Here is a 25873-nt window from a genome sequence, read left to right on the forward strand (position 1 = left end):
AACATATATTTTATATTTTATGAAAACCAATCAGAAATTTATGACATTACAGGACAAACTCTGTATACGTTTTCTTCTATCTTCTAAAAAACGGGGTGATTTACCCCGTTTTTTTACAACCGCAACCTCCGCCGGTACCACAACCGCCACCACAGCCACCAGCATCAAAAAATGGATTTCCTGTTGGAACTTTGATGGAAGAGGACACCTCAGAACCGATTGCTACACTCACTTCATCTAACAACTTTTGTAAAGCCGTTTCTACTCGTTTAAAAGCTGCAATCTTATCATGTAAATCTACAGAACGCTTCAATTCCCTCATTTTCGTCGAAACGAAAGTATAGTCAGGATGATATTTACCGAAACGTTGCACTTCCTCATATCGTTCTTTCATCGCTGTAAATTGCTGAATTAACGTCTGAACTTCCATATCTTCATGCAAGTCTTTATAATATTTACGGTAATCTTCTGCTATATCTGAACAGATGATCGCTTTTGCAAGCTGCTCTGCCTTATCTAATATTAATACGCTTTCTAGCGTCGCTACAATCATGAGAGACACCTCCGAGTATTTATCATACCACATTTAGAATAGAACTACTAATTGAAGTGTCTCACTAAACAGAAAGATATCATTCTAACTATTTTTTAATAATTTCAGTACACATTTATACATTAATATGTTCCGCGATGTTGTATTTAACAACATCCCACTTCCCACTATTTTCATTCACATAACTAATACATGCGTTTTTTAACGGTGTCTTAAACGAAATATCTTCCGGAGCAATTGCATGTAAAATTGCTTTTATCGCATGAGAATGGGCTACAATAATAATACGTTTGCCAGAATGAGTTTCTGCAACATCTTTTACCGCAGCAAAACAACGAGCTACAATTTCTTCATCTTGCTCCATACCTTCTACTTTACCTTCTGCAATTAATTCCCTAACAGTCGCAACTGGCTTCCCAGAAGCTTCACCAAAATTACGTTCAACAAATCGCTCATCTAATAAAATTGATTGTAATCCAGTTGCCTCTGCAATTTCCTTAGCTGTTTCTTGCGCTCTAATTAATGGGCTACTTATAATTATATCCCATGCCTCCGCTTGCAAAGCAGCTGCACTTTGACTCGCTTGCTTCTTCCCCACTTCATTAAGCGGAATATCTTCACGTCCCTGAATAATCTCTTGAAAATTCCAATCAGTTTGTCCATGTCGTACTAAACAAATTTCCGTCATGCTCATGCTGCAACTCCTTTTTAAATAATCCGCTTCTATTGTATCAAAAGTTCTGCATGACGGACATAGTTTTCCCTTCCAATTATGTTGCATTTTGCTGCTTCATATACTGAAACATATCAATCATAATGGAAGCAACTGCCAATTGATTTTGAAATTTCTCAACTTTATCTGGTATCGTTTTTTTGAAATGTTGCATAGCTGCTAACTCAAATGCCTCTTTTTCTTCAGGGTTTCGCGTTAGTTTTCTATACCAGTAAGGTTGCTCCCTAATATAGCGAGATAAATCCTCATCAGCCTTTATAAACTCCATAATTTCTGCTCTCATCCGCTTTCCTCCTAATCCTTCTGAAAGAAAAATGGATTATTTTCTGAAGTACTCTCTTCTTGCTGCGTGCGTTTTCCTTGAAATTGTTGAAAAACTTGTTGCACACTCCCAATAGCACTCGTCACATTGGCTAAATGATGTTGCATTTGTTCCACGTCTAACTTTTTAAAGAAAGAAAGCATTTGTCCCATCACATCAGCAGTTTTTTCCTCTTCAGTTCGAGTATCCTTTTCTTTTCCTTTTTCTTTTTTCTTTTCTTTTACCGAAGAAAAAGCAGGCGCTCCATCCGGTCTAAAAGTTGCCCATATTGGATCTTCTTCACCAAGTAAGTACCATTCCTCATAAAACTGTTGCCAAGTTTTATGACCACTTCGAACTTCATGAACCATTTTAGGGTGATGGTTTACAAACTCTTTAAACTGTTGAACCGATGGATGTAACGGTCCTTTTGTTGTCGGCATAATCCTCACCTCTTCATGTATATCTACTATATAATAAGAAAAAAAAAGGCGCATGGTTCGCCTATTTTTAGACGATTCATGCACCTTTTTATCCTACTATTTGCATAGGGGAAGATTCCCATCCACAATTTACAGTTTCATTTTATTTCCGAATAAAATTTTGTGTATAAAACTTATCGTATACACCAACACCTAATCCTGTAAATTGTTCATTCAATAAATTTTTTCGATGTCCCTCACTATTTAACCAACCTTGCAATGCCGCAACCCCATCACTATGTTGCGCCGCTATGTTCTCACCGGCAAGTTGAAATCCTACTTTCCCGCGCTGTAAACGATCTCCTAACGTACCTAATGTAGGTGAATCGTGTGAAAAGTAATTATTATCCTTCATATCTTTACTATGACCGATTGCCACCTCTGCCGTTTGTTGGTCCCACGCTAATAACGGTAAATTATGACGGCTTCGAATAATATTTGTTAAATCAAAAATTTGTTGCATATTCCCATTCTCTATTTGTTTCATTTTATCTGGAGTTAATGGTTGTTCTGCTAATAATTCACCCGAATAAACGAGCTGATACGGTCTTTGACGTAATAACGTTTCGTCATCCATATAACGAACACCGACAAGCTCATGCGTAAAATGATCAAAATATAATTGTGCCCAACCATCTTCTACTGGTACTAATGGTTGTTCCATCACTTCGGTATCAGATAACTCAAATTGATAACTATTCTTTCCTCTTTTTAACGAAATCTCATGAGAAAGTGGATTCTTTTTATACACATCTTCATACTTTTCATTTATATAATAAGGTGGCACCTTAACTTGCTCACCAGCGACATACGCCGTTACAATTTTACGTTCAGCAACCCCAAATTGAACATACTGAGCTAAATCTTGATTGTATACCCACCATTCATATCCGTAAGCAGATGGTTCTATTCGAGAAGGTTCGCCCCATTTTGCTAATAAATTTTCAGAGTCCCCACCAATCATATTTAAAACCGTATCAGAAGAGTCTTCATTTACTTGTTTTTTCTTTTTCACAATTTTATTTTCTTGCTTTGATTGAGATGGGGTTAATATATATTGTGAAACGAGTAATTTCCCGTATAAATCAACAGCTAAAATTAAAATTGTAATCATTACGATACGCAATAATTTCTTCAATCGATATACCTCCTGCAAAAAACATAAAATTGAGATATACACAAATCCTTTTCTTTCCTTTTTTTGTGTGTACCGTACTCTTTTCACTATATCATATTTTCGCAAAAAAAGTCTGGATTATCCCTTTTCTCTCAATATGAATTGCACTTTCTTATTATTCATACTATTATAAAAATAATGGTGTAACATTAAAAAAGGAGGTATTTTATGCAATTTACAAATATGAAATTTAATGGGGCAGTCGTTGATTTAACACTATTAACAGAGATTATGGAAAAGAACCATTTTGTACTTGCTGGACAGTGGGATTATGAACGAGTTACATACGATTATAAATTCGAAATATTAAATGATGTTTATTATTTACGTGTACAAGGTTTAGCTGTTGAAGGTGACATTGGCAGCAGACACGCTGAAATAAAGCTACTCCCTCCCTTATTAGGTAAACATTATTATCCTCACGGCGTTGAATATGGTGATGGTGAAACTTTCCCAACGAATGTCATTCAAAAAAGCGAACAACTCCTACAAAATATCGAAAAAGAGTTAAAAGAATTCCAAATCATTGAGTAAATAGAACAAGCGCATCAATATGATGCGCTTGTTCTATTTATCTTACTTAAGAATGAATCGTCTTTTTGACTGGATACCCATAAATAGTTCCATCCTTTACTTTAATCTCATCTTCCCAAGGAACCTTATATTTACCTTCAGCTAAATCTTTTACAAACGTATATGGGTTTTCTTTCACCCCACCAGGAGTCGCTACATATCCCCTTGAACCTAGATTATATATATTATTTTCGAGACCCCATCCTAATCTAGCTTGATCTGCTAGATCTGGATATACTTCAGCAGTAACAATCTCCCAAGGATTTCGGTGTCCCTGCACTAAAGTAGTCCCATCAAAATTACATACTTGTCCTTCACCAAAATAATAAAATACACCATCATAACCGGCTAAGTTCACCGACAATGTATACATTAAATTTTGCCATGCATTCGAACGATTAGTTAACATCCATTGTTCACTAACTTGTGTGCTATATCCAGAAATACGAATCAAGACATTTGCACCTTTATAAGCTGCTTCACGAGCTACTTCAGGAAACATACCATCATGACAAATACAAACAGCTAATTTACTTCCTCCTGGTCCATCACAAACAGGTAAACCTAAATCTCCAGCCTTCCAAGGTTCAACTGGCACCCAAGGATTTAGCTTACGATACTTCAAAATCATTTCACCTTGTGGATCAATAATTATTGCTGTATTATACGGTTCTCCACCATCAGGATTTCTTTCCATTATAGAAAAAACACCATATACTTCAGACTCTTTACATGCCTCAGCAAACAAGTCTGTTTCTGGCCCAGGGACCGTACATAAAAACTCTTCTGTAGTCCATTTTTTTGTATTAAGCCCTTGGGTACTATATTCTGGAAATACTATCAATTCCAATCCAGGATACCCTGCTTTAGTTGAATGAATTGTTTTTATGATCTGTTTAATTTGTTTATCAATGTCTGCACGTGACTCTACTACCGGTACTGGATATTGTATTAATGCTGCTAAAAAACCACTAATTGGCTTTACCATACTTCCACTACTACCCATTTAAATTCCCCCTTAAAATAGTCCTTGTTTTATTAAAGATAACAATATAAATTTGTAACTCTCTAAAAAACTTGTACTACACATGGAATTATTATGCATTAAAGCTAGTAGTAAATCTTATATCCACTTTTAGTACATGCCTACACTAACTTAACATAAATAATTAGAAAATTCAATCTATTAAAGTTTAGTAAAACTAAAAAAGTGTATGGAAACCCATACACTTTTTTACTTCGTTTGTAAATACGGCGGCAATTGTTGTAACTGCTCTTTATCCTTTTCACGCTCTCGACGCGCCCATCGAAAGAACACATAACCAATAATTGTACCGTACACTATTTCCTGGACAATTTTCATAATGATGCCGCCTGTTTGTTGGTCTTGTACGATCGGCATCCAGTGTAAAAATTCTGGTCCAGTTATATTTAAATCAGATAAAGTTCCCGCTGGTACACATAGTTCCATCGCCTTCATCCAAGCAGCCGAATCCGTATACGTTGCAAACAACGGCGCCGTTGCAAAAATAATTAACGCGCAAGCTGGCGTTAATAATATACCGTTAGCAAACATATAACCAAGTTTCTTTATATCACTTAACGTTTGATATTCTGGTAATGGATTTAGCATCGGCCACCACATCATGATTGCCGTAAAGAACAATATAGCGAGACAGATAGGATGAGCAATTTGACTTTGTTTTACTGCATCAAAAACAACTGGTAAATGATAAAAAGAAAACAGGCCATTAAATACAAACAATGCAATAAGTGGCTTAGCAAATATCTTTAATATAATTTGAACGAACTTAAAAGAAGTAATATAACGATATAACCAAACTGGTATACCAAGCAACAACAAAGGCGGAACGGCAATATACATAACTGCCATTTCAAACATATGTGCACTAAATATAATATGACCAATTAAATCAATAGGCCCTCCCTTTACAAAATACAAAAGAACAATTCCAGTCGTAAAATAAAAAACTTGCTTCTTACTTACCTTTGTCGCATGTTCAAATCGCATTCTATACGGCCCAATAATTAAAAAATATCCAATGAGGATCGAAAGCATAAATAATAAAAAGATTGGACTCCATAGCGCTTGAAAACCAAATATCCACAAGTTACTCATTTTCACACCTACCTTCTTAAGGTTATCCGTTCACATAACATGAAGAGGGAGCTGTGTCAACACAAGCTCCCTTATTCTTCACTTTTCAAATCCACACAATTGTCATAAAAGCTAAAATTGTAATTAATCCGATCAGCAGACCAGAATAAAGAAAGAAACTTGCCGCTTCATGTCCTTTATGACTCATATGCATAAAATAATACAATTGAAAAATTACTTGTACCACCGCTAATAGTAAAATAAATGGTACTGAAAAAGTCGGACTAAAAGTTTTCGGATATGCTACCGCCGCAAATGCAACTAATGTTAAAAAAATCATTAATGCAAATGTAATAACTTGATGCTTCATTTCCTCCGCACTTTTTCTTTTCCGATAAACAAGATCAACTTTAGGATTATTCGTTTGCTTTATCGCCATTGTTTATCCCACCATTCCCATTAAATATACTACAGTGAAAATAAACACCCAAACTACGTCAATAAAGTGCCAATAAATCGATGCAACATAAAACTTCGGTGCATTGTATAAATTTAGACCTCTCTTCGCATTTCTAAAGATTAATGTTAAAATCCAACACAACCCAAACAATACGTGGAGTCCATGTGTACCAACAAGAGCATAAAACGCGGAACCAAACGCACTACTTCTCATAGTATGCTTAAATTCATGCGTATAATGATAAAACTCATATATCTCAAATCCTAAAAACCCTAAACCTAGCAGCACTGTTACTAGTAGCCAAAGTTGCATTTTCTTAAAATTAAAGTTTTTCATATGATACATCGCATATACGCTCGTTAAGCTACTCGTTAATAAAAGCATCGTCATAATGAAAACGAGTGGCATTTGGAACATCTCTTGAGATGTTGGTCCGCCATTTGTAGAATTCTTTAACGCTAAATATGTGCCAAATAAGGAAGCGAACAATACTGTTTCGCCTCCAAGAAATAACCAAAAACCGACAAACTTATTTTTCCCCTCAAGGGTTGCTTTTTCAGGCTCTGCTGGAAATGTTTCATTCGTTAATTTTTCATCTACATGCATTACGCCTTGCCCCCCTTATCTTCTAAATCTTCCTTATGAATATGATATCCATGATCATCAATTACTGAACGTAGGAACATTGCACCAAACGTAATGATTAAACCAATAATTGCTACTAATAACCAAAACTTATCTTTTCCACCCTGCATATACATTGCACCGAATGCCGCTATAAACAATCCTAAAGAAATGATAAATGGTGAAAATGATGGATTTGGCATATGAATATCACCGACTGGTTCCGCCGCTGTCATCTCTTTATTCCCTTCACGTTTTTCAATCCAAAACGGATCTAACCCGCGAACAAATGGTAATTGTTTAAAGTTATATTCTGGTGTAGGTGCTGGCATTGTCCATTCTAATGTACGTCCATCCCACGGATCACGACCAGCCTTTTCTTTTGATACTGTTGTTTTAATTACATTGAATAGAAGAACAATCGTTCCAAGAGCCATAAATACCGCTCCAATAGAACTAATCATATTGCCCATTTCCAACCCTTGACCTTCAAGATATGTGTAGTAACGACGTGGCATACCAATTAAGCCAAGGAAATGCTGAATGAAGAACGTTAAATGGAAACCGATAAAGAATAACCAAAATGTTATCTTTCCTAACGTTTCATTCAATACTTTATTAAACATCAGCGGCCAATAATAATGGGCTCCTGCAAGTAAACCAAATACAACACCACCGACAATTACATAATGAAAGTGAGCTACTACGAAATAGTTATCATGAAATTGATAATCAGCTGGTGCAGATGCTAGCATAACACCTGTAACTCCTCCCATTACGAATGATGGAATGAAGGCTACTGCCCACATCATCGGTGTCGTAAAACGAATACTTCCGCCCCACATTGTAAAGAGCCAGTTGAATATTTTAATACCGGTCGGAACCGCAATCGCCATTGTTGCAACTGAGAAAATAGCATTTGCAACTGGACCAAGCCCAACAGTAAACATATGATGCGCCCATACCATAAACCCTAAAAATCCAATTAATACTGTCGCAAACACCATCGATGAATAACCAAATAATCGTTTTTTCGAAAACGTCGCAAAGATTTCTGAGAATATTCCGAAAGCTGGGAGTATAAGAATGTATACTTCTGGATGACCGAAAATCCAGAATAAGTGCTCCCATATAATTGTATTCCCGCCCAGTGCTGGATTAAAGAAACTTGTTCCAAATAAGCGGTCTAACATTAAAAGTCCTAATCCTACAGTTAACGGCGGAAAAGCAAATAATATTAATGAAGATGTTACAAATGTCGTCCACGTAAACATCGGCATACGCATATACGTCATCCCTGGCGCACGCATATTAATAATGGTTACAAGGAAGTTAATACCTCCAATTAATGTACCTATACCGGAGATTTGCAAGCCAAGCACATAAAAATCAACACCATGGCCTTTAGAGGCTAAAGCTAAAGATGCATAAGATGTCCATCCTGCATCAGGCGCTCCACCTAAAAACCAACTTAAATTTAAAAATACTCCACCAAAGAAAAATAACCAAAATCCGAGTGAATTCAAAAACGGGAACGCTACATCACGTGCACCAATTTGAAGTGGTACAGCGGCGTTCATAAATGCAAACACGAGTGGCATAGCTGCGAGGAAAATCATTGTTGTACCGTGCATAGTTAATACTTGATTATAAGCATCCCCAACAAGAAAAGCGTTGTTAGGAATCGCTAATTGAAGGCGAATAAATAGAGCTTCTATTCCGCCTATTATAAAAAACAATCCACCTGCAATTAAATAGAGAATGGCAATCTTTTTATGGTCTACTGTCGTTAAATAATCCCATATGACAGCACCCATCCCCTGTTTTTTTGCTACAGAACTCACGTTTTCAACCTCCCCTTCGCGAATAATCCCTCTTTACTTTTCAACTTTTAACGTTTGTAAGTATGCATTTAGTGCATCAATTTGATCGTCTGTTAAGTTGCCATATTTACCAGTCATTTTATTTCCTGGTTTCATATTTTCAGGATCTTTCAGCCATTTTTTTAAGTTTTCTTCATTGTTTTCAGCAATGCCGGCAACTGTATCGCGATCCGCAAAGTTTGCTAAGTTTGGTGCGATACGAGCGGAAGGTGGTCTACTATCATTAGATCCAACTGCGTGACAACCAATACAGCTTTTATTAAATATTTCTTGGCCTTCTTGCGCCTTTGTTGAAGCTACTTCTTTCTTCCCATCAATTTTCTTCATATCAGCAAGCCACTTTTTGTACTCGCTTTCATCTAAAGCTTTCACTTTGAATTGCATTAAAGAATGTGATGGGCCGCAAAATTCTGTACAAAAACCATTATAAGTGCCCGATTTATCTGCCTTTAACCACATTTTGTTCACATTATCTGTATTTGTATCCATTTTCCCAGCTAAAGATGGAACCCAAAACGAATGTTTAATATCGGCACCCTTCAAATTCAAATACACTTTCTTACCTGTGGGGATGACTAAATCTTGAGAAGTTACTATCTTTTCTGATTTATAAGAAAATTCCCACCAATAAAGATTCGCTGTTACATCAACAACGATAGTATCTTTATCAATATTCTTTTTCTCCATCGCACTTACATCAGCAAGTTTGAATGTATATGTAACCGTCGGAACAGCTAAGATTAGCAAAAGAATAATCGGAATAACTGTCCATATAATTTCTAGTTTATGATTCCCTTCAACTTGCTCCGGAATATAATCTTCCTGACCTTTCTTTTGTCGGAAACGCACAATTACATATAAGAAAATAATAGTAACTACTAGTACTACTCCTACCATGATCGCACTTGCTAGTAAGAGCAGATCATATTGCATTTTTGCTACTTCTCCTTGCGGAATTAAAGTAGATTGAAAGGCTTTACCGCATCCCCCTAACAGTAAAGCCAGCAGTGAAACGAACGAAAGCAGTCGCCACTGTTTCTTCATACAAACAACCCCCACTTTCCTTGTGAATTAGATTGTACTTTATAGTTAAGTAAAGTAAATCTCAACGTAAAGAAATCCAATTATGTCGTTGTCTTAGAAGAATGTAACTACAATCATTGATACAAATAAGATTGTTAAATAATTTAGGGAATAAACAAACATTTGCACAGACCATTTGATGTCATCTTTCTTACGGAAGCCATAAAAACCTAAAACGATCCATCCGATGTTAAGCAGTGTTGCAATTACCATAAATGTTATCCCTAGTCCACTCATATAAAATGGTAGTGGTAATAAACATACTGTCCAAATCATAATTTGGCGTTTCGTAATTTCAAATCCATGAACTACAGGAAGCATTGGAATTCCTGCGTTTCGATATTCATCAACACGTTTCATTGCTAATGCAAGGAAATGTGGGATTTGCCAAATAAACATAATTAAAAATAACATCCAAGCAATTGGATGGCCTAAAGATGGATCGATTGCTGCCCATCCAATTAAAGGTGGAACTGCACCAGATATACTACCTACAACAGTATTTAGTGTATACTTTCTCTTTGTCCATAAACTATATAGAACAACATATGTGAAAGCACCAATAAATCCCATTAAGACTGCCATTGGTGTTGTTAATAATAAAAATACAAAACCAAGAAGTAATATAACTAGTCCAAATGTAAGTGCAAATCCTGGTTTATACTTTCCAGTAACCGTTGGACGGGTCTTTGTTCTTTCCATTAATGGATCGATGTCTCGATCAATGTAGTTGTTTAAACAACATACCCCTGCCATAACTAATCCAGAACCAACGATTGTAAAGAATAACTTATCCAGATTGTCCATTACACTTAATCCATTAAAGTGTAATGCCAACCAAAATCCTGTAAATACAGTAAGTGTATTTGAATTTACAATCCCCATTTTAACGAGCGCTTTTAAATCTTGTAACCGAGTTGTTTCCGGTACGCTTGTAACAGCAGACTCATCATGCAGCTCACTTGTTGCATGGTTCATCACTTTAACCCCCTCTTAAAACTTTCATCTTTCTTTTTGCGCCTATTTCAAATTGAAATATTTCGCTTCTATATAGCAATATTATTACAGTAGAAACATTGTTAACCCATTCTACTACTAATCTACGCCCATACTCCAATATATTAAATCATATTTCCCGAACATTTTGTGAAGAAAACATGAACTTTTTGTGTCGAACATAAAAAACTTAATTGTTACTTATCCATATCATAACATGATGTTACCTTCTATAATAAACTTTTTTGTCATATTTAACACGTATTCTCCCCATTTCTTTTCAAAATAGCCTATTTTTCACCTAAAAATTTCCTTATAAACCTTATTTCCACACCCGTTTTCTCTTCCCTGTCTTCCCCCTCCATTTCTTTGCTATTTTATTATTTTTTATATATCATAGGAACTAGCGCGTTTTATTCTATACATAATGGAATGAAAATATTTCGCAATAACTTCATAGCAGAAAGATGGTGAAAGAGATTGCAACGCTTTATTAAATGGTTAGCAGTCATTACGAGTCTTGATTTATTAATAGTTTTATTAGGAGGCGCCTTAGTTACAAAAACAGGCTCTGGCCAAGGATGCGGTAAATCATGGCCACTTTGTAACGGTGAATTTGTTCCATCTAATTTATCAATGGAAACTATTATTGAACTAAGTCATCGCCTTACATCAGGATCAGCAGGAATTCTTGTTACTCTCCTTTGTATTTTGTCCTGGAAATATTATAAACATGTGCGCGAAACAAAAACGTTAGCAATTTTATCCTTCGTATTTTTAGTTGCACAAGCATTAATGGGAGCCGCAGCGGTTGTTTGGGGGCAAATGCCAGCTGTACTTGCTATCCATTTCGGTATTTCCTTAATTTCATTTGCTTCTGTCATTTTATTAACGTGTCTTATCTTTGAAATTGACCAAAAATTTGATGCACGTTCACTTATTATGGACAAAAAAATGAAATTTCATATTTATGGTGTAACAATTTACAGTTATATTGTCGTCTACACAGGGGCTTTAGTACGTCACGAACGAGCTAGCTTAGCCTGTCCAGACTTTCCTTTATGTAGCAAAAATAGACCTATGCCAACTCAATTACATGAATGGGTTCAAATGGGACATAGAGTTGCAGCGATGTTAATTTTCGCTTGGATACTATACGCGATGATTCTCGCTATCCGCCATTACAAACAGCAGCCTGTCGTATACTGGGGATGGATCATCTCATTTATCCTTGTTACACTTCAAGCTATCGTAGGAATTTTAGTCGTATTTACAAATGCTAGTTTATCAATGGCATTATTACATTCCCTATTCATTTCTTGCTTGTTTGCTGTACTATGCTATTTAGTTATGTTAGGTACAAGAAGTAAAGTGAATGCAAAAGAAGCTGCATCAATTTCTAAACAAACAAAATAAATGAAAATACCTTGCCCGAATTGGCAAGGTATTTTTTCGTAATAAAAAAGAGCTGTGTTTCCACAACTCTTTTTTATTTTAGTGATCTAATTCAATGAGTAAGTCACCCGTTTGAATTGCATCTCCATCGTTAACATATACTTTTTTCACTTTACCATTAAACGGCGCTTGAACTGTCGTTTCCATTTTCATCGCTTCTGTAATTGCCATAGATTCGCCTTTTTTCACTTCATCGCCTTCTTTTACAACTACTTTAATAACCGTTCCTGGCATTGTTGCGCTAATGTGGTTTGGATTTTCACGGTTTCCTTTCACACGTTGTGCAACTGTCGCTTTCACACTTTCGTCTTTCACAACAATCTCACGTGGTTGACCGTTAAACTCCAAGTAAAGCACACGATTTCCATCTGGCTGAGGCTCTCCAATTGATACTAGTTTAACCATCAATGTTTTACCTTGTTCAATTTCCACATCGATTTCTTCACCAAGTCTCATACCATAGAAGAATGTCGGTGTATCAAGCACAGATACATTTCCATAAATCTCAGCAACTTTTTCGTAATCCATAAATACTTTTGGATATAATGCATATGCAACTACATCAAACATCGTCACTTCGCGTCCAAGTTTATGGAATAGCTCTTCTTTTAACGCGTCGAAATCTACTGGTTCTAATAATTCACCTGGTCTTACTGTTAATGGTTCTTTCCCTTTTAAAATAATTTCTTGTAACTTTTTCGGGAAACCACCATATGGTTGTCCTAAATCTCCAGAGAACATTTCAACAACAGATCCTGGGAAGTCCATAGAATGTCCACGCTCTAAAACATCTTGTTCTGTTAAGTGATTTTGAACCATGAATAATGCCATATCACCAACAACTTTAGATGATGGTGTTACTTTAACAATATCACCAAACATGTCATTCACACGGCGGTACATTACTTTCACTTCATCGAAACGATCGCCTAAGCCAACCGCTTTCGCTTGTTGTTGTAAATTACTATACTGTCCGCCTGGCATTTCGTGCATATATACCTCTGTATGAGGAGCATTCATACCACTTTCAAACGGTGCGTAGTATTTACGTACATCTTCCCAGTAATGAGATAATTTTTCTAATGAATCTATATTAACATCTGGCTGTCTTTCGTTTCCACCTAACGCATAGTATAGCGTGTTCGCACTTGGTTGTGACGTTTGACCAGCCATAGAACTTACTGCTACATCGACAATGTCAACACCTGCTTCAATTGCCTTCGTATACGTTAATATACCATTTCCACTCGTATCGTGTGTGTGCAGGTGAATCGGAATCGATACCGTCTCTTTTAATGCTGAAACTAAATCATATGCTGCATTTGGTTTTAGTAAGCCCGCCATATCTTTAATACCTAAAATGTGAGCTCCTGATGCTTCTAATTCTTTTGCTAAATTTTTATAGTAATTTAAATCATATTTACTACGCAGTGGATCATGAATATCCCCTGTGTAACACATCGTTGCTTCTGCAATTTTACCAGTATCTCGTACAGCATCAATCGCAACTCTCATACCTTCTACCCAGTTTAAGCTATCAAAAATACGGAACACATCAATTCCAGCTTGGGCAGAACACTCCACAAACTTTTGAATTAAATTATCCGGATAGTTTTTGTAACCAACCGCGTTTGAAGAACGAAGTAACATTTGGAATAAAACATTTGGCATTTTTTCACGAAGATCTAGTAATCGTTCCCACGGATCTTCTTTTAAGAAACGATATGCAACATCAAACGTTGCACCGCCCCACATTTCTGCTGAGAATAAGTTCGGTAACATTCTCGCTGTCGGCTCTGCAATTTGGTGTAAATCTTTTGTGCGAATACGCGTTGCAAGTAATGACTGATGCGCATCACGGAATGTTGTATCCGTTAAAAGTACACGTTTTTGATCTTGTACCCATTTTACTAATCCGTCTGCTCCACGCTCATCCAAAATTTGTTTCGTTCCATTTTGGATTGGCTCTGAGTGTAATACATTCGGTATACGAGCATCTGGGAAAATTGGTTTCTCTTTTTTCCCTACCCCCGGGAAGCCATTTACTGTTACTGTCCCGATGTAATTTAACATTTTCGTTCCGCGGTCTTTACGTTTCGGGAACAAGAATAGTTCAGGTGACGCATCAATAAATGAAGTGTCATATTCCCCTGATAAGAAGTTTTTATGTTTTACTACATTCTCTAGGAATGGAATATTCGTTTTAATACCACGGATACGGAATTCTTTTAAGTTACGTTCCATTTTTGCAGCAGCTTGTTCAAAAGTAAGCGCCCATGTTGTAACTTTTACGAGTAAAGAATCATAGTACGGTGTAATAACAGCACCTTGGAAACTATTACCTGTATCAAGACGAACCCCAAATCCACCACCTGATCGATATGCCATAATTTTTCCTGTATCCGGCATGAAATTATTTAGTGGATCCTCAGTCGTTACACGAGATTGTATTGCAAATCCATGTACAACAACTTCCTCTTGCTTTGGAACACCTACCATTTTACTATGTAATGCATGTCCATCAGCTATTAAAATTTGTGATTGAACGATATCGACTCCTGTAATCATTTCTGTAATTGTATGTTCTACTTGAACACGCGGATTCACTTCAATGAAATAGAAATTATCATCTTTTACAAGAAATTCAACTGTTCCTGCGTTTAAATAATTTACATTTTTCGTTAACTTTACAGCAGCATCACAAATACGCTGACGCAAATCATCTGAAAGCGACACACTAGGTGCAATTTCTACTACTTTTTGATGACGACGTTGTACAGAACAGTCTCGCTCGTATAAATGAACAACATTGCCCTCTTCATCTGCTAAAATTTGAACTTCTATATGTTTAGGTTTTTCAACGAATTTTTCTACGTATACTTCATCATTACCAAAGGCTGCTTTTGCTTCTGACTTTGCTCGATTATACGATTCTCTTAATTCTTCACTAGTACGTACAATACGCATACCACGACCGCCCCCGCCAAGGGAAGCTTTAATAATAATCGGGTAATCATACTTTTCAGCAAATTTTTCGACTTCTTCTAATGAATCTACTGGCCCATCACTACCAGGAATAACTGGAATTTGTGCTAGCTGCGCTTGTGTTCTTGCTTTTACTTTATCTCCAAACATATCTAAATGCTTACTTTTTGGACCGATAAAGATAATCCCTTCTTCTTCACAACGTTTTGCGAATTGAATATTTTCTGACAAGAAACCATATCCAGGGTGGATTGCATCTACATGATTACTTTTCGCAATCTCAATAATGCCCTCAATATCTAGATAAGCATCAATTGGCTTTTTTCCTTCCCCAACTAAATAGGATTCATCGGCTTTATAACGATGATAAGAACCATTATCCTCTTTAGAATAGATTGCAACTGTTTTTAATCCCAGTTCCGAACAAGCTCGAAACACACGAATTGCAATCTCTCCACGGTTAGCTACCAATACTTTTTGAATACGTTGCAGCTTTGTCATGATTTTCCCCCTCTACTTTCCTACCACTCTAGAGATAAAATATATACACACCATAAAGAGCGTGAAGTTCTTCACTTTCTACATTATATTATACTTAGAAAGCTTCACTTTATTTTTATCCATCATACCTTATTTTTTAACAAATGATAAGTTTTCTGAGCAATTTGTCTCACAAAAATAGTATAGCATACCTCTTCCTTTTCTAACAACTTAATTGTATATCACTTTTTTATTAATGTGATATACAATTTATCTTAAAGATAAATTAATACATCATATTTAAAACTACTTAAAAATAAAAAACACATCATGCTCTAAAGCACAATGTGTTTTATTTTACAACTACAAGATGTGGTCCACCTTGTTCTCTTTCTTTAACTGTCTCGTTCTGTTGTTTCTCTTGTCGTTTTACATGACTAGCAATATTGAGTAATATCCCCATCGCGAGTAGATTAGCTAATAAGGAACTCCCGCCATAACTAACAAACGGTAAAGGAACTCCTGTAAGTGGTATTAATCCAGACATACCACCAACATTAACAAATGTTTGGACTCCAAACAAACTTGCAATTCCGATAGCTATTAAACTTCCAAATGGATCTTTACACTTTTGTGCAACTCTAAAGGCCCGAATAATTATAAGTAATAAACAGATTAAAATAATAGCCACACCTATAAAACCAAGTTCTTCAGATATAATTGCCATTATAAAATCCGTTTGTGGTTCTGGTAAGTAACCATACTTTTGTACACTATTTCCTAATCCTCTACCATTTAGCCCTCCCGAAGCAATTCCAATAAACGAATTTATTAATTGAAATCCATCCTTTTGCGGATCGCTAAATGGATCAAGAAAAACAGAAAACCGTGCTTTTTGGTATTGACTTAATTTATAACTCCCAAGAAAATACAACGCCGGAGCCCATACTATAGATGTTAACAAGAATCTCTTTATCCATAAATTCACATTAACTCCTGAACAAAGAAACATAATTCCTACTGTTCCCGCAATTAACATATCGGTACCTAAGTCATTTTGCTTTAAAATTAAAAACATGATTAAACCAACACCTAAAAGTACTGGTCCTGATCCTTTAAAAACAGACGTATTCGTTTCTTGCCTTTTCGCAAAGAAATGGGCCAATACGAGAATAACTGTTATCTTAACAAATTCCGCAGGCTGTATTCCAAATATCCATCCATTTGCACCATTTACCGCTTTAGCAAAGAAGGCAGCTGCTGCTAATAATGCTACACTAATTCCATAACTCCCCAATAAAAAGATTCGTTTTCTCCACACTTTATATGGGATAATAACAAGAATTATTAATACTATTGTCCCAGCAGCTAAAGTAATTAATTGTCTTTTAAAAAAGAAATTTGCTGGTTTATCAAACCTCGAAATCGCAACAATGGAACTAGAACTATATACCATTATAACTCCCAGCACACATAAGATAACAAGAGGAAGTAATAATGAATAATCCATTGATTTCCATACTCTTTTCATTTCATTTCCTCTCTCTGTTTCAATTTAATTATTGTTGTATTCCATATGTACATTGGTTCTTCCTGCTTTATTATACAAATAAAAAGCCCAAACTTTTTCAGTTTGAGCCCCCTTATTTGAACCCGTTATTGTTGTTTGTTTGTAAATGCTTCATGAAGTGCAGATAACTCACGTTCAAGCTCTCCTAACATTGCTTTCCCTTGTTCTTCTGCAATAAGACCAAGGCGAACTGCAAAATCGACTTCGCGGGATAGTCCAAACATTTGTGTGTCTAACACTTCTTCATATAATGGACATTGCGGCATTGTAAGATGGTCCATTTGCACCTTAATAAGTCTTAAAATCTTCTCCGCATCCGCTTGTAGAAGGGCTAGTGCCTTTTCCTGATGATTTGATACTGTCTCAGACGCCAAATTGATTCCCTCCGTTTCCGTCCTACTCTCTCCTATCTATTAATATTAGCGATAGTTTTAATAAATTGCAATAGAAACATTTTTTGTGACAATAGTGTCTAATACTATTATACTGAAAAGTGGGAGTATAACACAAATGGGGGAACAACAATGAGCGAAATTTTATTTATTAATGGAAAAGTTCGTTTTCCAATCACTATCGATCCAACCGTTTGGATCTTTGATGATCGAAAAGTAGATTTGACAACTTACTTTGATGAAACGAGAGAAAACACTTCAGAACTAGAAGCTTATTTAAAAAACACTTCGGAACATTGGGATCGCGAAATCCGTGATGGTGCTGCTTTCCCGCCGATACAACAAAGTGTAAAGAAATTTAAAAAAGAACAGCTAATTACTGGAACGTTTGGTATACCATTTCAACCTTTTCTTGCTAATGCCGAAATTTCAGATGACGCTACGCAAGTCGAGATCGAAACAGTAGATGATACAATAACGCTTCCATTAGAAACTGTCAAACATGCTATTCTTGGTTTTTCAAAAGAAGGAAAACCATTAAAAGAAGATGGACCTGTTCATTTATATTACAATGATGGATCTAATAGACAAAATCCAATCCGTAACATCCGCAAATTTACAATTATTTAAAGAAAAGGAGTGAGCTTTTGCTCACTCCTTTTTATAGTAAATCTGCGGCTAGTTGAGCTAAATTAGATCGCTCCCCTTTAACAAACTTTACATGACCACTAATACGTTGCTCTTTAAACTTCTCTACAACGTATGTTAAACCGTTATTATATTCATCCAAATACGGATGATCAATTTGCTGAGGATCTCCCATTAATACGATTTTACTTTTTTCTCCTACCCTCGTTAGTATCGTTTTCACTTCATGCTTCGTTAAATTTTGTGCTTCGTCAATTATAATGAATTGATCTGGAATACTTCTCCCGCGTATATACGTAAGAGCTTCTACTTCTATCGAACCCATTCCAGCTAAAATAGCATCTAACTCTCCTGGTTTTTTCGTATTAAATAAATACTCTAGATTATCAAAAATCGGTTGCATCCACGGTCTTAACTTTTCTTCTTTTTCTCCCGGTAAATAACCGATATCTTTCCCAACTGGAACAATTGGCCGTGCAACGAGTAGTTTTTTATATAACCCTAAATCTTCCGTTTGCATGAGCCCCGAAGCTAAAGCTAGTAATGTCTTTCCTGTACCAGCTTTCCCTGTTAGCGTAACTAGTGGAATATCTTCACGAAGCAACAATTCTAATCCCATAATTTGCTGCACATTTCGTGGTCGTATTCCCCATACTTGTTCATTGGGAAAAATAAGTTTCTTTACCTTCTTACCTAAATGATCCACAATACCTAGTGCTGAACTAGATCCACCTAACGCATCTTTCATTACTACAAACTGATTTGGATAAAAAGGATGATTTGCAATTTCGGATAAAGGCAATTCGCCTTTTTCATAAAAATAATCCAATTGTTCTTTTGATATATATCCTTCTAAAAATCCTGAATATATATTTTCCACTTCAATAACCCGATCACTTAAATAATCTTCCGCCTTTAAACCTATTGCATCTGCTTTTACCCTTACGAGCACGTCTTTACTTACTAAAATAACAGACTTCCCGTCCTCTTTTTCTTGTTCTTCTAAAGATAGATTTTTTGCTACAGCTAAAATTCGATTATCATTTGTTTTTTCTACAAAAATATCTTGTAGTTGGACAAACGAACGATGATTTAATTCAATACGAAATGTACCGCCGTTTTCTAGCGGAATACTTTCATGCAGTTTTCCTATTTCACGAAATTTGTCTATTAACTTAGATACATAACGAGCGTTTCGTCCTACTTCATCCATATAACGTTTTTTCGAATCAACCTCTTCTAATACAACTGCTGGAATCACTACTTCATTGGTTTCAAATGAAAAAATAGATAAAGGATCCTGCAAAAGTACATTCGTATCTAACACATAAATTTTATCCAACCTGTTACCCCCTGACTCCACTTTTAAATTTGTAGAACAAGGGTTTCATCCATAAAATATGGACGAACCATTGTTATAATTATATGTACCGTATAAACGAGGTAGAATCGAAATTTATAGCCATTAAACCTTTTATTTATTTTTTATTCATTTCTATTCAATATATTACTTTTAATTATAATTATTAACATAAAATCACAATAAGTAATTACAAAAGTTAATAACTGACTTTCTTATTTATCACATTTATAATTCTTTCATTCCTGCTAACACTTGGTTATCGAGCTTTTTAGCTGCACGAAGATCATACGTTTTTTCATATGTTGGCTCAATTGCAAGTTTTGCACCATAAAACATAACATCACGTACTTCTTGTACATTTACTTCTATTACAGTTAATTTTAGAGGAATGTCTTCCATTCTATCAGTCAAAATTTCACCTACACCACTTATGGAAAATACGGATTCATTCGCCATTATAGTCAATACCACTCCAGTACTATGTCTTATATTTTCCACAATACGTGAACGTTGATCTACTGCAAATCGAATACTAGTTTTACTCACTGCATACACCCAAGAAATAGCACTTACGTTAGGAACTTGTTTTTCAAAATCTGTTGTTGCTACCATAACAATACACTCTTTACGTAACGTTTGTACTAAATCATCTGTTAATGTGGGCTCTACTACATTCGCCATATTTCCACCTCCAAATATACTTCATATATCCTTATCATAACCTATTTTTTGAATTGCGAAAATATTATTTTTTCCCACTATTATTCAAAAACATTACACTTCCATGATATACTTATACTGATAGAATTCGTATTGAGGTGACGAAATGAGAGTCAAATGTATGATTTGTGATAAAAAAGATATGTTAGATGATGAAAATCCTATGGCAAAAAAACTGCGTAATCGCCCTATTCATACATATATGTGCATGGAATGTTCGGAACGAATTGCTGAACGTACGATGGAACGTCATGCAAGTGGTAATTTCCGATTATATCGTGATAAAAAAGTCGAAGACGATTGGTAAAATATAAATAAGTCCTTTATCAATATTGATAAAGGACTTATTTATATTTTTCAGGTTCGCGATTCATTTGATCCAAAAAACAATCAATAGCTTCTAATGGAAACCTTGCAGATTTTCTTTCTCCATTTATTTCATATGTAACTAAATACATTTCCTCGTTCTTCTTAACTTCCACATTTCTCAATTTATGTTCTTCATATATCATATTTTGAAATAACAAATACGTTTCTTTTGCAGCACTATCATCCGGACGTGCTTCGGCAACTGTTTTAATTGTTAACCAATTATATAACGCATCTTGTACGGAACGCATAAAACTCCCCCCTCATCCTGCTTTTTGTTGTCTTGCTTGACGTAATCGCAACCTATAAATCCCAAGTACAATTGCTGCTACAACAAGCCCCTCTCCAACAGGTAAGAAAACTGCAAAGAAAGTTAACACTGTACACCCAATCGCTAACGATATATATATCACTATATTTTTTATTATAGATAGTTTTCTTGCAAAACCTAAATTATACACAAGTGCACTTAATATAATAATGACGCCATACAGTAACCACATCCCTAGCTCTGGATTTTCATCAACTTTACATAACTTCGCAAAAAACGACATTCTTTCTAACACCATTTATCCCCCTTCCTCATAAATCAAACCATTTTTCTTTATGTACTTAATACAAGAGTAACCTGTGAAAAAAATACTGTCCACAAAAAGAGTAAATATTCTAAAAAATAAACATAAAAAAACAGCTACCTTAATTAAAGGTAGCTGTTTTACTATTTTACGCTTCTACAGATTTCTTTTTCTTAGCAGCTCTTTCACGTTCGCTCTTATCAAGAATCTTTTTACGTAAACGAATTGATTCTGGAGTTACTTCACAGAACTCGTCATCGTTTAAGTACTCTAATGATTCTTCTAAAGTCATTAAGCGTGGTTTTTTCATTGTTGAAGTTTGATCTTTCGTCGCAGAACGAATGTTAGTTTGTTGTTTCATTTTCACAACGTTAACTGTTAAGTCATTCTCACGAGTGTGTTCTCCGACAATCATACCAGCATATACTTCTGTACCTGGTTCAACGAAGATTACACCACGATCTTCAACTTGCATAATACCGTATTGTGATGCTTTTCCTGTTTCAAGTGAAACTAGAACACCTTGACGACGTCCACCAACTTGTCCAGCGTGTACTGGTTGGTAGCAATCGAATGTATGGTTTAAAATACCGTAACCACGAGTTAATGTTAAGAATTCTGTTGTGTAACCAATTAAACCACGTGCTGGAACCATGAAAGTAAGGCGAACTTGACCGTTTCCGTTATTCACCATATCTAACATTTCACCTTTACGTGCACCCATAGATTCCATAATAGAACCAGTGTATTCTTCAGGTACATCGATTTGTACACGCTCTACAGGCTCACATCTTACGCCATCAACTTCTTTAATAATTACTTCTGGCTTAGATACTTGTAGTTCATAACCTTCACGACGCATGTTTTCAATTAAGATAGATAAATGTAGTTCCCCACGTCCAGATACGATCCATGCATCAGGAGACTCTGTATTATCTACACGTAAACTTACATCTGTTTCTAATTGTGAACGAAGACGCTCTTCAATTTTACGAGATGTAATGTATTTACCTTCACGACCTGCAAATGGACTGTTATTTACAAGGAACGTCATTTGTAGTGTTGGCTCATCAATACGTAATAATGGTAACGCATCTTGATGTTCAACTGGACATACTGTTTCACCAACGTTAATGTCTTCCATACCAGAAACAGCTACTAAGTCTCCAGCTTTTGCTTCTTCAATTTCTTGACGTTTTAATCCCATGTAACCAAATAATTTTGTTACGCGGAATTGTTTTACGCTTCCGTCTACTTTCATTAAAGCAACTTGTTGTCCAACCTTCATTGTACCGCGGAATACGCGTCCAACTCCAATACGTCCAACATAGTCGTTGTAATCAAGAAGTGCTACTTGGAATTGAAGTGGCTCTTCGCTGTTATCAATTGGTGCAGGAATATGTTCAATAATTGTATCAAATAATGATTTCATATTCTCTTCTTGATTTGCTGGGTTTGAATCTAAGCTTGCTGTTCCGTTCATTGCTGATGCAAATACAACTGGGAACTCTAATTGATCTTCGTTTGCACCAAGTTCGATGAATAAGTCGATTACTTCATCAACTACTTCATCAGGGCGAGCGAAGTCACGGTCAATTTTGTTTACTACTACGATTGGAGTTAAGTTTTGCTCAAGAGCTTTCTTTAAAACAAATCGTGTTTGTGGCATACAACCTTCATATGCATCAACAACAAGTAAAACACCATCAACCATTTTCATAATACGTTCTACTTCTCCACCGAAGTCAGCGTGACCTGGTGTATCTAAAATGTTAATTCTTTTATCTTCATAGTGAATCGCAGTATTTTTCGCTAAAATTGTAATACCGCGCTCTCTTTCTAGATCATTTGAATCCATTGCGCGCTCTTCAACGTGTTCGTTCGCACGGAAAGTCCCCGCTTGACGTAATAACTGGTCAACAAGTGTTGTTTTACCATGGTCAACGTGGGCAATAATTGCTATATTACGTAAATCTTGTCGTTTTTTCAACATGTCCAACTCCTAATGTCTTTTTAATCCTTCTCTATTATAAGAGCGAAGGGGATACAATAGCAATTAAAATAAAATCAAGAATGAAAATATAGTTGTATTCTTACTTTTGTGAAAGTAAAATGAGATTGGAGGGTGAAGAAATGGAACACATTCAATATCGCTTTTTGTTAACTGCAATTATCGGTGTTATTTTCTTAATTGGTATCGGCATTATGATTGCTGAAAATAGTCCAATCGGTATTATTATTTGCATTATCGGCACATTTGTTACAGTTGGATACGGTTTTGTAACAAAAAGAAAAATGCGTAAATCGCAATAACGTCAAAAAGTAAGAAGCCTGTATACAGCCTCTTACTTTTTTTGTTACTTGGATATAAAGTGAAACTTTAATCAGTGGGGTTTTTCTTCATCCCCCACTGATTATCAGCCCTCACCAATCGGGATAAACGATAACACTTCTTCATACACCCCTGGCTTCGCAACTAATACGCTACTCTTCTCTACGATAGAAAGTGGCACTCCGGAGAATGTTGTTACCTTGCCTCCAACTTCCTCTACAATTATCTGTCCCCCACCAAAGTCCCATGGTGATAATCTAGGCGTTACATATGCATCGATTCTTCCAGTTGCAACGTATACCATCTCTAATGCTGCACAGCCATATGATCTCGTGCCTCTTGCTTTCTTAACAAGTGCCATCATACTTTCCATATTAAGCAATGGATTGTCGGTAAGCCATATCGCATTTAAAGCTACAATACCTTGCTCTACAGTACCTTTTTCTAATAAAGGTATCGGTACTTCATTACAAAATGCTCCAGCCCCTTTTAACGCATGATATAATTCATCATGAACTGGATCATAAATAAGTCCAATCTTTCCGATACCGTTCTCATAAATTCCAATTGAAATTGCAAAATTTCTTTTTTGGTGAACAAAGTTCATCGTGCCGTCAATTGGATCAATTAACCAAACAACCCCGTCAGAAGAAGTTACCTCGTCTCCATAGCCCTCTTCACCTAAAATATGATGATGTGGGAATGTTTCTTTAATTTTCCCAATTAAAAACTGTTCTATTTCTCGGTCCATATTTGTTACTAAATCAGCTGCATTTGATTTTGTTTCTATAATAAGTGCTTTTTTCATTGATGCCATTAAATGCTCTCCCGCATCCCGAATCCACTGTTTGGCGTGTGCATCGATGTCTTTCCATACTTCTTGCATGTTTAAACACTCCGATCTATACTGTTCACAGAAAAAACGAACCCTTTATAAGGTTCGCACCAACTAATTTTTTATACATATACTATTATTACGCTTCTAAACGAATCATTTCAAGTCTTAACACTTCTAACTTTTGTACACACTCTTCTTTTTTCTGTTTATCATCTTCCATCATCGCATCATATAAAGTTGCTAATTCATAATCTAGCTCCAAACGTAGCACCGGTATTCTCTTTTCAGCATCTGTTCTCTTTAACGCATTAATCACCTGTCTCATATTATTTGCCTCCTCCCAATATTCGTCTGCCCTCGGACTAGAATTGATTCAATTTTCTGATTTTTTGTTTTATACTATACTATGTTGGATAAATCATCTATGCAACAAAATTATATTTTTTTATTTAAATTTTTTTGTGCTGTTTTTTTTATGAATAGTACAAGCTATGCTAAAATAAAAGCAAAATAGGAGTTGGAGGAACAATCATGACACTACAAACATTCAAATCAACTGATTTTGAGGTCTTTACAGTTGATGGTCTCGAAGAACGAATGAGTGCAATTAAAACGAACATTCATCCTAAGCTAGAAGCTTTAGGGGAACAGTTTGCAGCTTATTTATCCAAACAAACTGATGAGAACTTTTTTTATCATGTAGCAAAACACGCACGTCGCCAAGTCAATCCACCAAACGATACTTGGGTTGCTTTTTCAACAAATAAACGCGGATATAAAATGCTACCACATTTCCAAATTGGATTATGGGGTACTCATGCCTTCATATACTTTGGTTTAATCTATGAGTGTCCACAAAAAGTGGAGACGGCTCACGCCTTCTTAGAACATATAAATGATTTAAAAACAAATATTCCAAATGACTTCGTTTGGTCCATTGACCATACTAAACCAAGTGTAAAATTACATAAAACACTTGAAACAAATGATTTACAAAAGATGATTGAACGTCTAGCTACTGTAAAAAAAGCAGAATTATTAGTTGGTATTCATATATCACCAGAGGAGTTTTCAGCAATGACCAACGAACAATTCCTTGCTAAGATTGAATCTACGATGCAATCACTCCTTCCTTTATATGCACTTTGTAATCGATAGTAGA

Annotated in this window: 28 protein-coding genes; 6 read left to right on the top strand and 22 right to left on the bottom strand. The window is 35.7% G+C overall.

The window, feature by feature from the left end:
• Positions 1 to 100 precede the first annotated feature (100 nt).
• The 5 genes from ACTFSI_RS02005 to ACTFSI_RS02025 all read right to left on the bottom strand — a co-directional run bounded on the left by ACTFSI_RS02005 (position 101) and on the right by ACTFSI_RS02025 (position 3207).
• Positions 101 to 553 (bottom strand): YlbF family regulator, encoded by a 453-nt coding sequence (locus ACTFSI_RS02005; RefSeq protein WP_044791463.1) that lies wholly within the window; start codon positions 551 to 553, stop codon positions 101 to 103.
• 115 nt (positions 554 to 668) lie between these two features.
• The gene (locus tag ACTFSI_RS02010; RefSeq protein ID WP_001998138.1) at positions 669 to 1241 is read right to left on the bottom strand and encodes a histidine phosphatase family protein; all 573 of its coding nucleotides are present in this window, start codon (positions 1239 to 1241) and stop codon (positions 669 to 671) included.
• 82 nt (positions 1242 to 1323) lie between these two features.
• On the bottom strand, positions 1324 to 1569 hold the full coding sequence (locus ACTFSI_RS02015) for a YlbE-like family protein (RefSeq protein WP_001200990.1): 246 nt from the start codon (positions 1567 to 1569) through the stop codon (positions 1324 to 1326).
• An 11-nt stretch (positions 1570 to 1580) separates the two neighbouring features.
• A complete protein-coding gene (locus ACTFSI_RS02020; RefSeq protein WP_001143334.1) occupies positions 1581 to 2030 on the bottom strand; it encodes a YlbD family protein in 450 nt (149 codons plus the stop codon).
• A gap of 142 nt (positions 2031 to 2172) precedes the next feature.
• Positions 2173 to 3207: a CAP domain-containing protein gene (locus ACTFSI_RS02025; RefSeq protein ID WP_000735391.1), complete on the bottom strand. Its 1035-nt coding sequence runs from the start codon at positions 3205 to 3207 to the stop codon at positions 2173 to 2175.
• A gap of 207 nt (positions 3208 to 3414) precedes the next feature.
• Here ACTFSI_RS02025 and ACTFSI_RS02030 point away from each other — a divergent pair, with 207 nt between their 5' ends.
• Positions 3415 to 3780 carry a YugN family protein gene (locus ACTFSI_RS02030; protein WP_440045215.1) on the top strand — a complete coding sequence of 122 codons (366 nt, stop codon included), beginning with the start codon at positions 3415 to 3417 and terminating at the stop codon, positions 3778 to 3780.
• Between the two features lie 46 nt (positions 3781 to 3826).
• On the opposite strand, the gene ACTFSI_RS02035 is transcribed toward ACTFSI_RS02030, so the two are convergent.
• From ACTFSI_RS02035 to ctaB, 7 genes are all read right to left on the bottom strand, one after another.
• Positions 3827 to 4825 (bottom strand): formamidase, encoded by a 999-nt coding sequence (locus ACTFSI_RS02035; RefSeq protein ID WP_440045216.1) that lies wholly within the window; start codon positions 4823 to 4825, stop codon positions 3827 to 3829.
• A 228-nt stretch (positions 4826 to 5053) separates the two neighbouring features.
• Entirely contained in the window at positions 5054 to 5959 is a 906-nt protein-coding gene (gene ctaG, locus ACTFSI_RS02040; RefSeq protein WP_044790728.1) for a cytochrome c oxidase assembly factor CtaG, read from the bottom strand.
• A gap of 85 nt (positions 5960 to 6044) precedes the next feature.
• Positions 6045 to 6377: a cytochrome c oxidase subunit IVB gene (gene ctaF / locus ACTFSI_RS02045; RefSeq protein ID WP_000985699.1), complete on the bottom strand. Its 333-nt coding sequence runs from the start codon at positions 6375 to 6377 to the stop codon at positions 6045 to 6047.
• A 3-nt stretch (positions 6378 to 6380) separates the two neighbouring features.
• Positions 6381 to 7004: a cytochrome c oxidase subunit III gene (ctaE, locus tag ACTFSI_RS02050; protein WP_000557861.1), complete on the bottom strand. Its 624-nt coding sequence runs from the start codon at positions 7002 to 7004 to the stop codon at positions 6381 to 6383.
• Positions 7004 to 8839, bottom strand: coding sequence for a cytochrome c oxidase subunit I (gene ctaD, locus ACTFSI_RS02055; RefSeq protein ID WP_170868994.1), 1836 nt, complete (start codon positions 8837 to 8839; stop codon positions 7004 to 7006). Before ctaD ends, ctaE begins: the two co-directional genes overlap by 1 nt.
• 60 nt (positions 8840 to 8899) lie before the next feature.
• The gene (gene coxB, locus ACTFSI_RS02060) at positions 8900 to 9949 is read right to left on the bottom strand and encodes a cytochrome c oxidase subunit II (protein WP_000745271.1); all 1050 of its coding nucleotides are present in this window, start codon (positions 9947 to 9949) and stop codon (positions 8900 to 8902) included.
• Between the two features lie 93 nt (positions 9950 to 10042).
• A complete protein-coding gene (gene ctaB / locus ACTFSI_RS02065) occupies positions 10043 to 10966 on the bottom strand; it encodes a protoheme IX farnesyltransferase (protein WP_001015058.1) in 924 nt (307 codons plus the stop codon).
• A 498-nt stretch (positions 10967 to 11464) separates the two neighbouring features.
• Here ctaB and ctaA point away from each other — a divergent pair, with 498 nt between their 5' ends.
• A complete protein-coding gene (gene ctaA / locus ACTFSI_RS02070; protein WP_001188736.1) occupies positions 11465 to 12400 on the top strand; it encodes a heme A synthase in 936 nt (311 codons plus the stop codon).
• 78 nt (positions 12401 to 12478) lie between these two features.
• Here ctaA and pyc read toward each other — a convergent pair whose 3' ends face one another.
• From pyc to ACTFSI_RS02085, 3 genes are all read right to left on the bottom strand, one after another.
• A complete protein-coding gene (gene pyc, locus ACTFSI_RS02075) occupies positions 12479 to 15925 on the bottom strand; it encodes a pyruvate carboxylase (protein WP_440045217.1) in 3447 nt (1148 codons plus the stop codon).
• Between the two features lie 331 nt (positions 15926 to 16256).
• On the bottom strand, positions 16257 to 17435 hold the full coding sequence (locus tag ACTFSI_RS02080; RefSeq protein WP_000832767.1) for an FtsW/RodA/SpoVE family cell cycle protein: 1179 nt from the start codon (positions 17433 to 17435) through the stop codon (positions 16257 to 16259).
• A 125-nt stretch (positions 17436 to 17560) separates the two neighbouring features.
• On the bottom strand, positions 17561 to 17848 hold the full coding sequence (locus ACTFSI_RS02085; RefSeq protein ID WP_000135695.1) for a YlaN family protein: 288 nt from the start codon (positions 17846 to 17848) through the stop codon (positions 17561 to 17563).
• 150 nt (positions 17849 to 17998) lie between these two features.
• Here ACTFSI_RS02085 and ACTFSI_RS02090 point away from each other — a divergent pair, with 150 nt between their 5' ends.
• Positions 17999 to 18496, top strand: coding sequence for a hypothetical protein (locus ACTFSI_RS02090; RefSeq protein WP_001289788.1), 498 nt, complete (start codon positions 17999 to 18001; stop codon positions 18494 to 18496).
• A gap of 31 nt (positions 18497 to 18527) precedes the next feature.
• Here ACTFSI_RS02090 and ACTFSI_RS02095 read toward each other — a convergent pair whose 3' ends face one another.
• Positions 18528 to 19856 (bottom strand): PhoH family protein, encoded by a 1329-nt coding sequence (locus ACTFSI_RS02095; RefSeq protein WP_000358084.1) that lies wholly within the window; start codon positions 19854 to 19856, stop codon positions 18528 to 18530.
• A gap of 246 nt (positions 19857 to 20102) precedes the next feature.
• Positions 20103 to 20558, bottom strand: coding sequence for a pyridoxamine 5'-phosphate oxidase family protein (locus ACTFSI_RS02100; protein ID WP_000024590.1), 456 nt, complete (start codon positions 20556 to 20558; stop codon positions 20103 to 20105).
• Between the two features lie 145 nt (positions 20559 to 20703).
• Here ACTFSI_RS02100 and ACTFSI_RS02105 point away from each other — a divergent pair, with 145 nt between their 5' ends.
• Positions 20704 to 20904, top strand: a complete 201-nt coding sequence (locus ACTFSI_RS02105) for a YlaI family protein (RefSeq protein ID WP_001995040.1) — start codon at positions 20704 to 20706, stop codon at positions 20902 to 20904.
• A gap of 37 nt (positions 20905 to 20941) precedes the next feature.
• Here ACTFSI_RS02105 and ACTFSI_RS02110 read toward each other — a convergent pair whose 3' ends face one another.
• From ACTFSI_RS02110 to typA, 3 genes are all read right to left on the bottom strand, one after another.
• Positions 20942 to 21217: a hypothetical protein gene (locus ACTFSI_RS02110; protein WP_001258148.1), complete on the bottom strand. Its 276-nt coding sequence runs from the start codon at positions 21215 to 21217 to the stop codon at positions 20942 to 20944.
• Between the two features lie 12 nt (positions 21218 to 21229).
• Positions 21230 to 21532: a YlaH-like family protein gene (locus ACTFSI_RS02115; protein ID WP_000893666.1), complete on the bottom strand. Its 303-nt coding sequence runs from the start codon at positions 21530 to 21532 to the stop codon at positions 21230 to 21232.
• Positions 21533 to 21689: 157 nt separating this feature from the next.
• The gene (gene typA / locus ACTFSI_RS02120; RefSeq protein ID WP_000914763.1) at positions 21690 to 23534 is read right to left on the bottom strand and encodes a translational GTPase TypA; all 1845 of its coding nucleotides are present in this window, start codon (positions 23532 to 23534) and stop codon (positions 21690 to 21692) included.
• A gap of 140 nt (positions 23535 to 23674) precedes the next feature.
• Here typA and ACTFSI_RS02125 point away from each other — a divergent pair, with 140 nt between their 5' ends.
• Positions 23675 to 23854 carry a DUF5325 family protein gene (locus ACTFSI_RS02125; protein ID WP_000400127.1) on the top strand — a complete coding sequence of 60 codons (180 nt, stop codon included), beginning with the start codon at positions 23675 to 23677 and terminating at the stop codon, positions 23852 to 23854.
• Between the two features lie 104 nt (positions 23855 to 23958).
• On the opposite strand, the gene ACTFSI_RS02130 is transcribed toward ACTFSI_RS02125, so the two are convergent.
• Complete coding sequence (locus ACTFSI_RS02130; RefSeq protein WP_001158694.1) at positions 23959 to 24759, bottom strand: inositol monophosphatase family protein; 801 nt, start codon at positions 24757 to 24759, stop codon at positions 23959 to 23961.
• Between the two features lie 88 nt (positions 24760 to 24847).
• Positions 24848 to 25036 (bottom strand): hypothetical protein, encoded by a 189-nt coding sequence (locus ACTFSI_RS02135; protein WP_001250164.1) that lies wholly within the window; start codon positions 25034 to 25036, stop codon positions 24848 to 24850.
• Between the two features lie 206 nt (positions 25037 to 25242).
• On the opposite strand from ACTFSI_RS02135, the gene ACTFSI_RS02140 reads away from it, so the two are divergent.
• On the top strand, positions 25243 to 25869 hold the full coding sequence (locus ACTFSI_RS02140; protein ID WP_440045218.1) for a YktB family protein: 627 nt from the start codon (positions 25243 to 25245) through the stop codon (positions 25867 to 25869).
• The last annotated feature ends 4 nt before the right edge of the window (positions 25870 to 25873 follow it).

This window comes from Bacillus cereus group sp. MYBK101-2 (assembly GCF_051918845.1).
Classification (GTDB): Bacteria; Bacillota; Bacilli; order Bacillales; family Bacillaceae_G; genus Bacillus_A; species Bacillus_A paranthracis.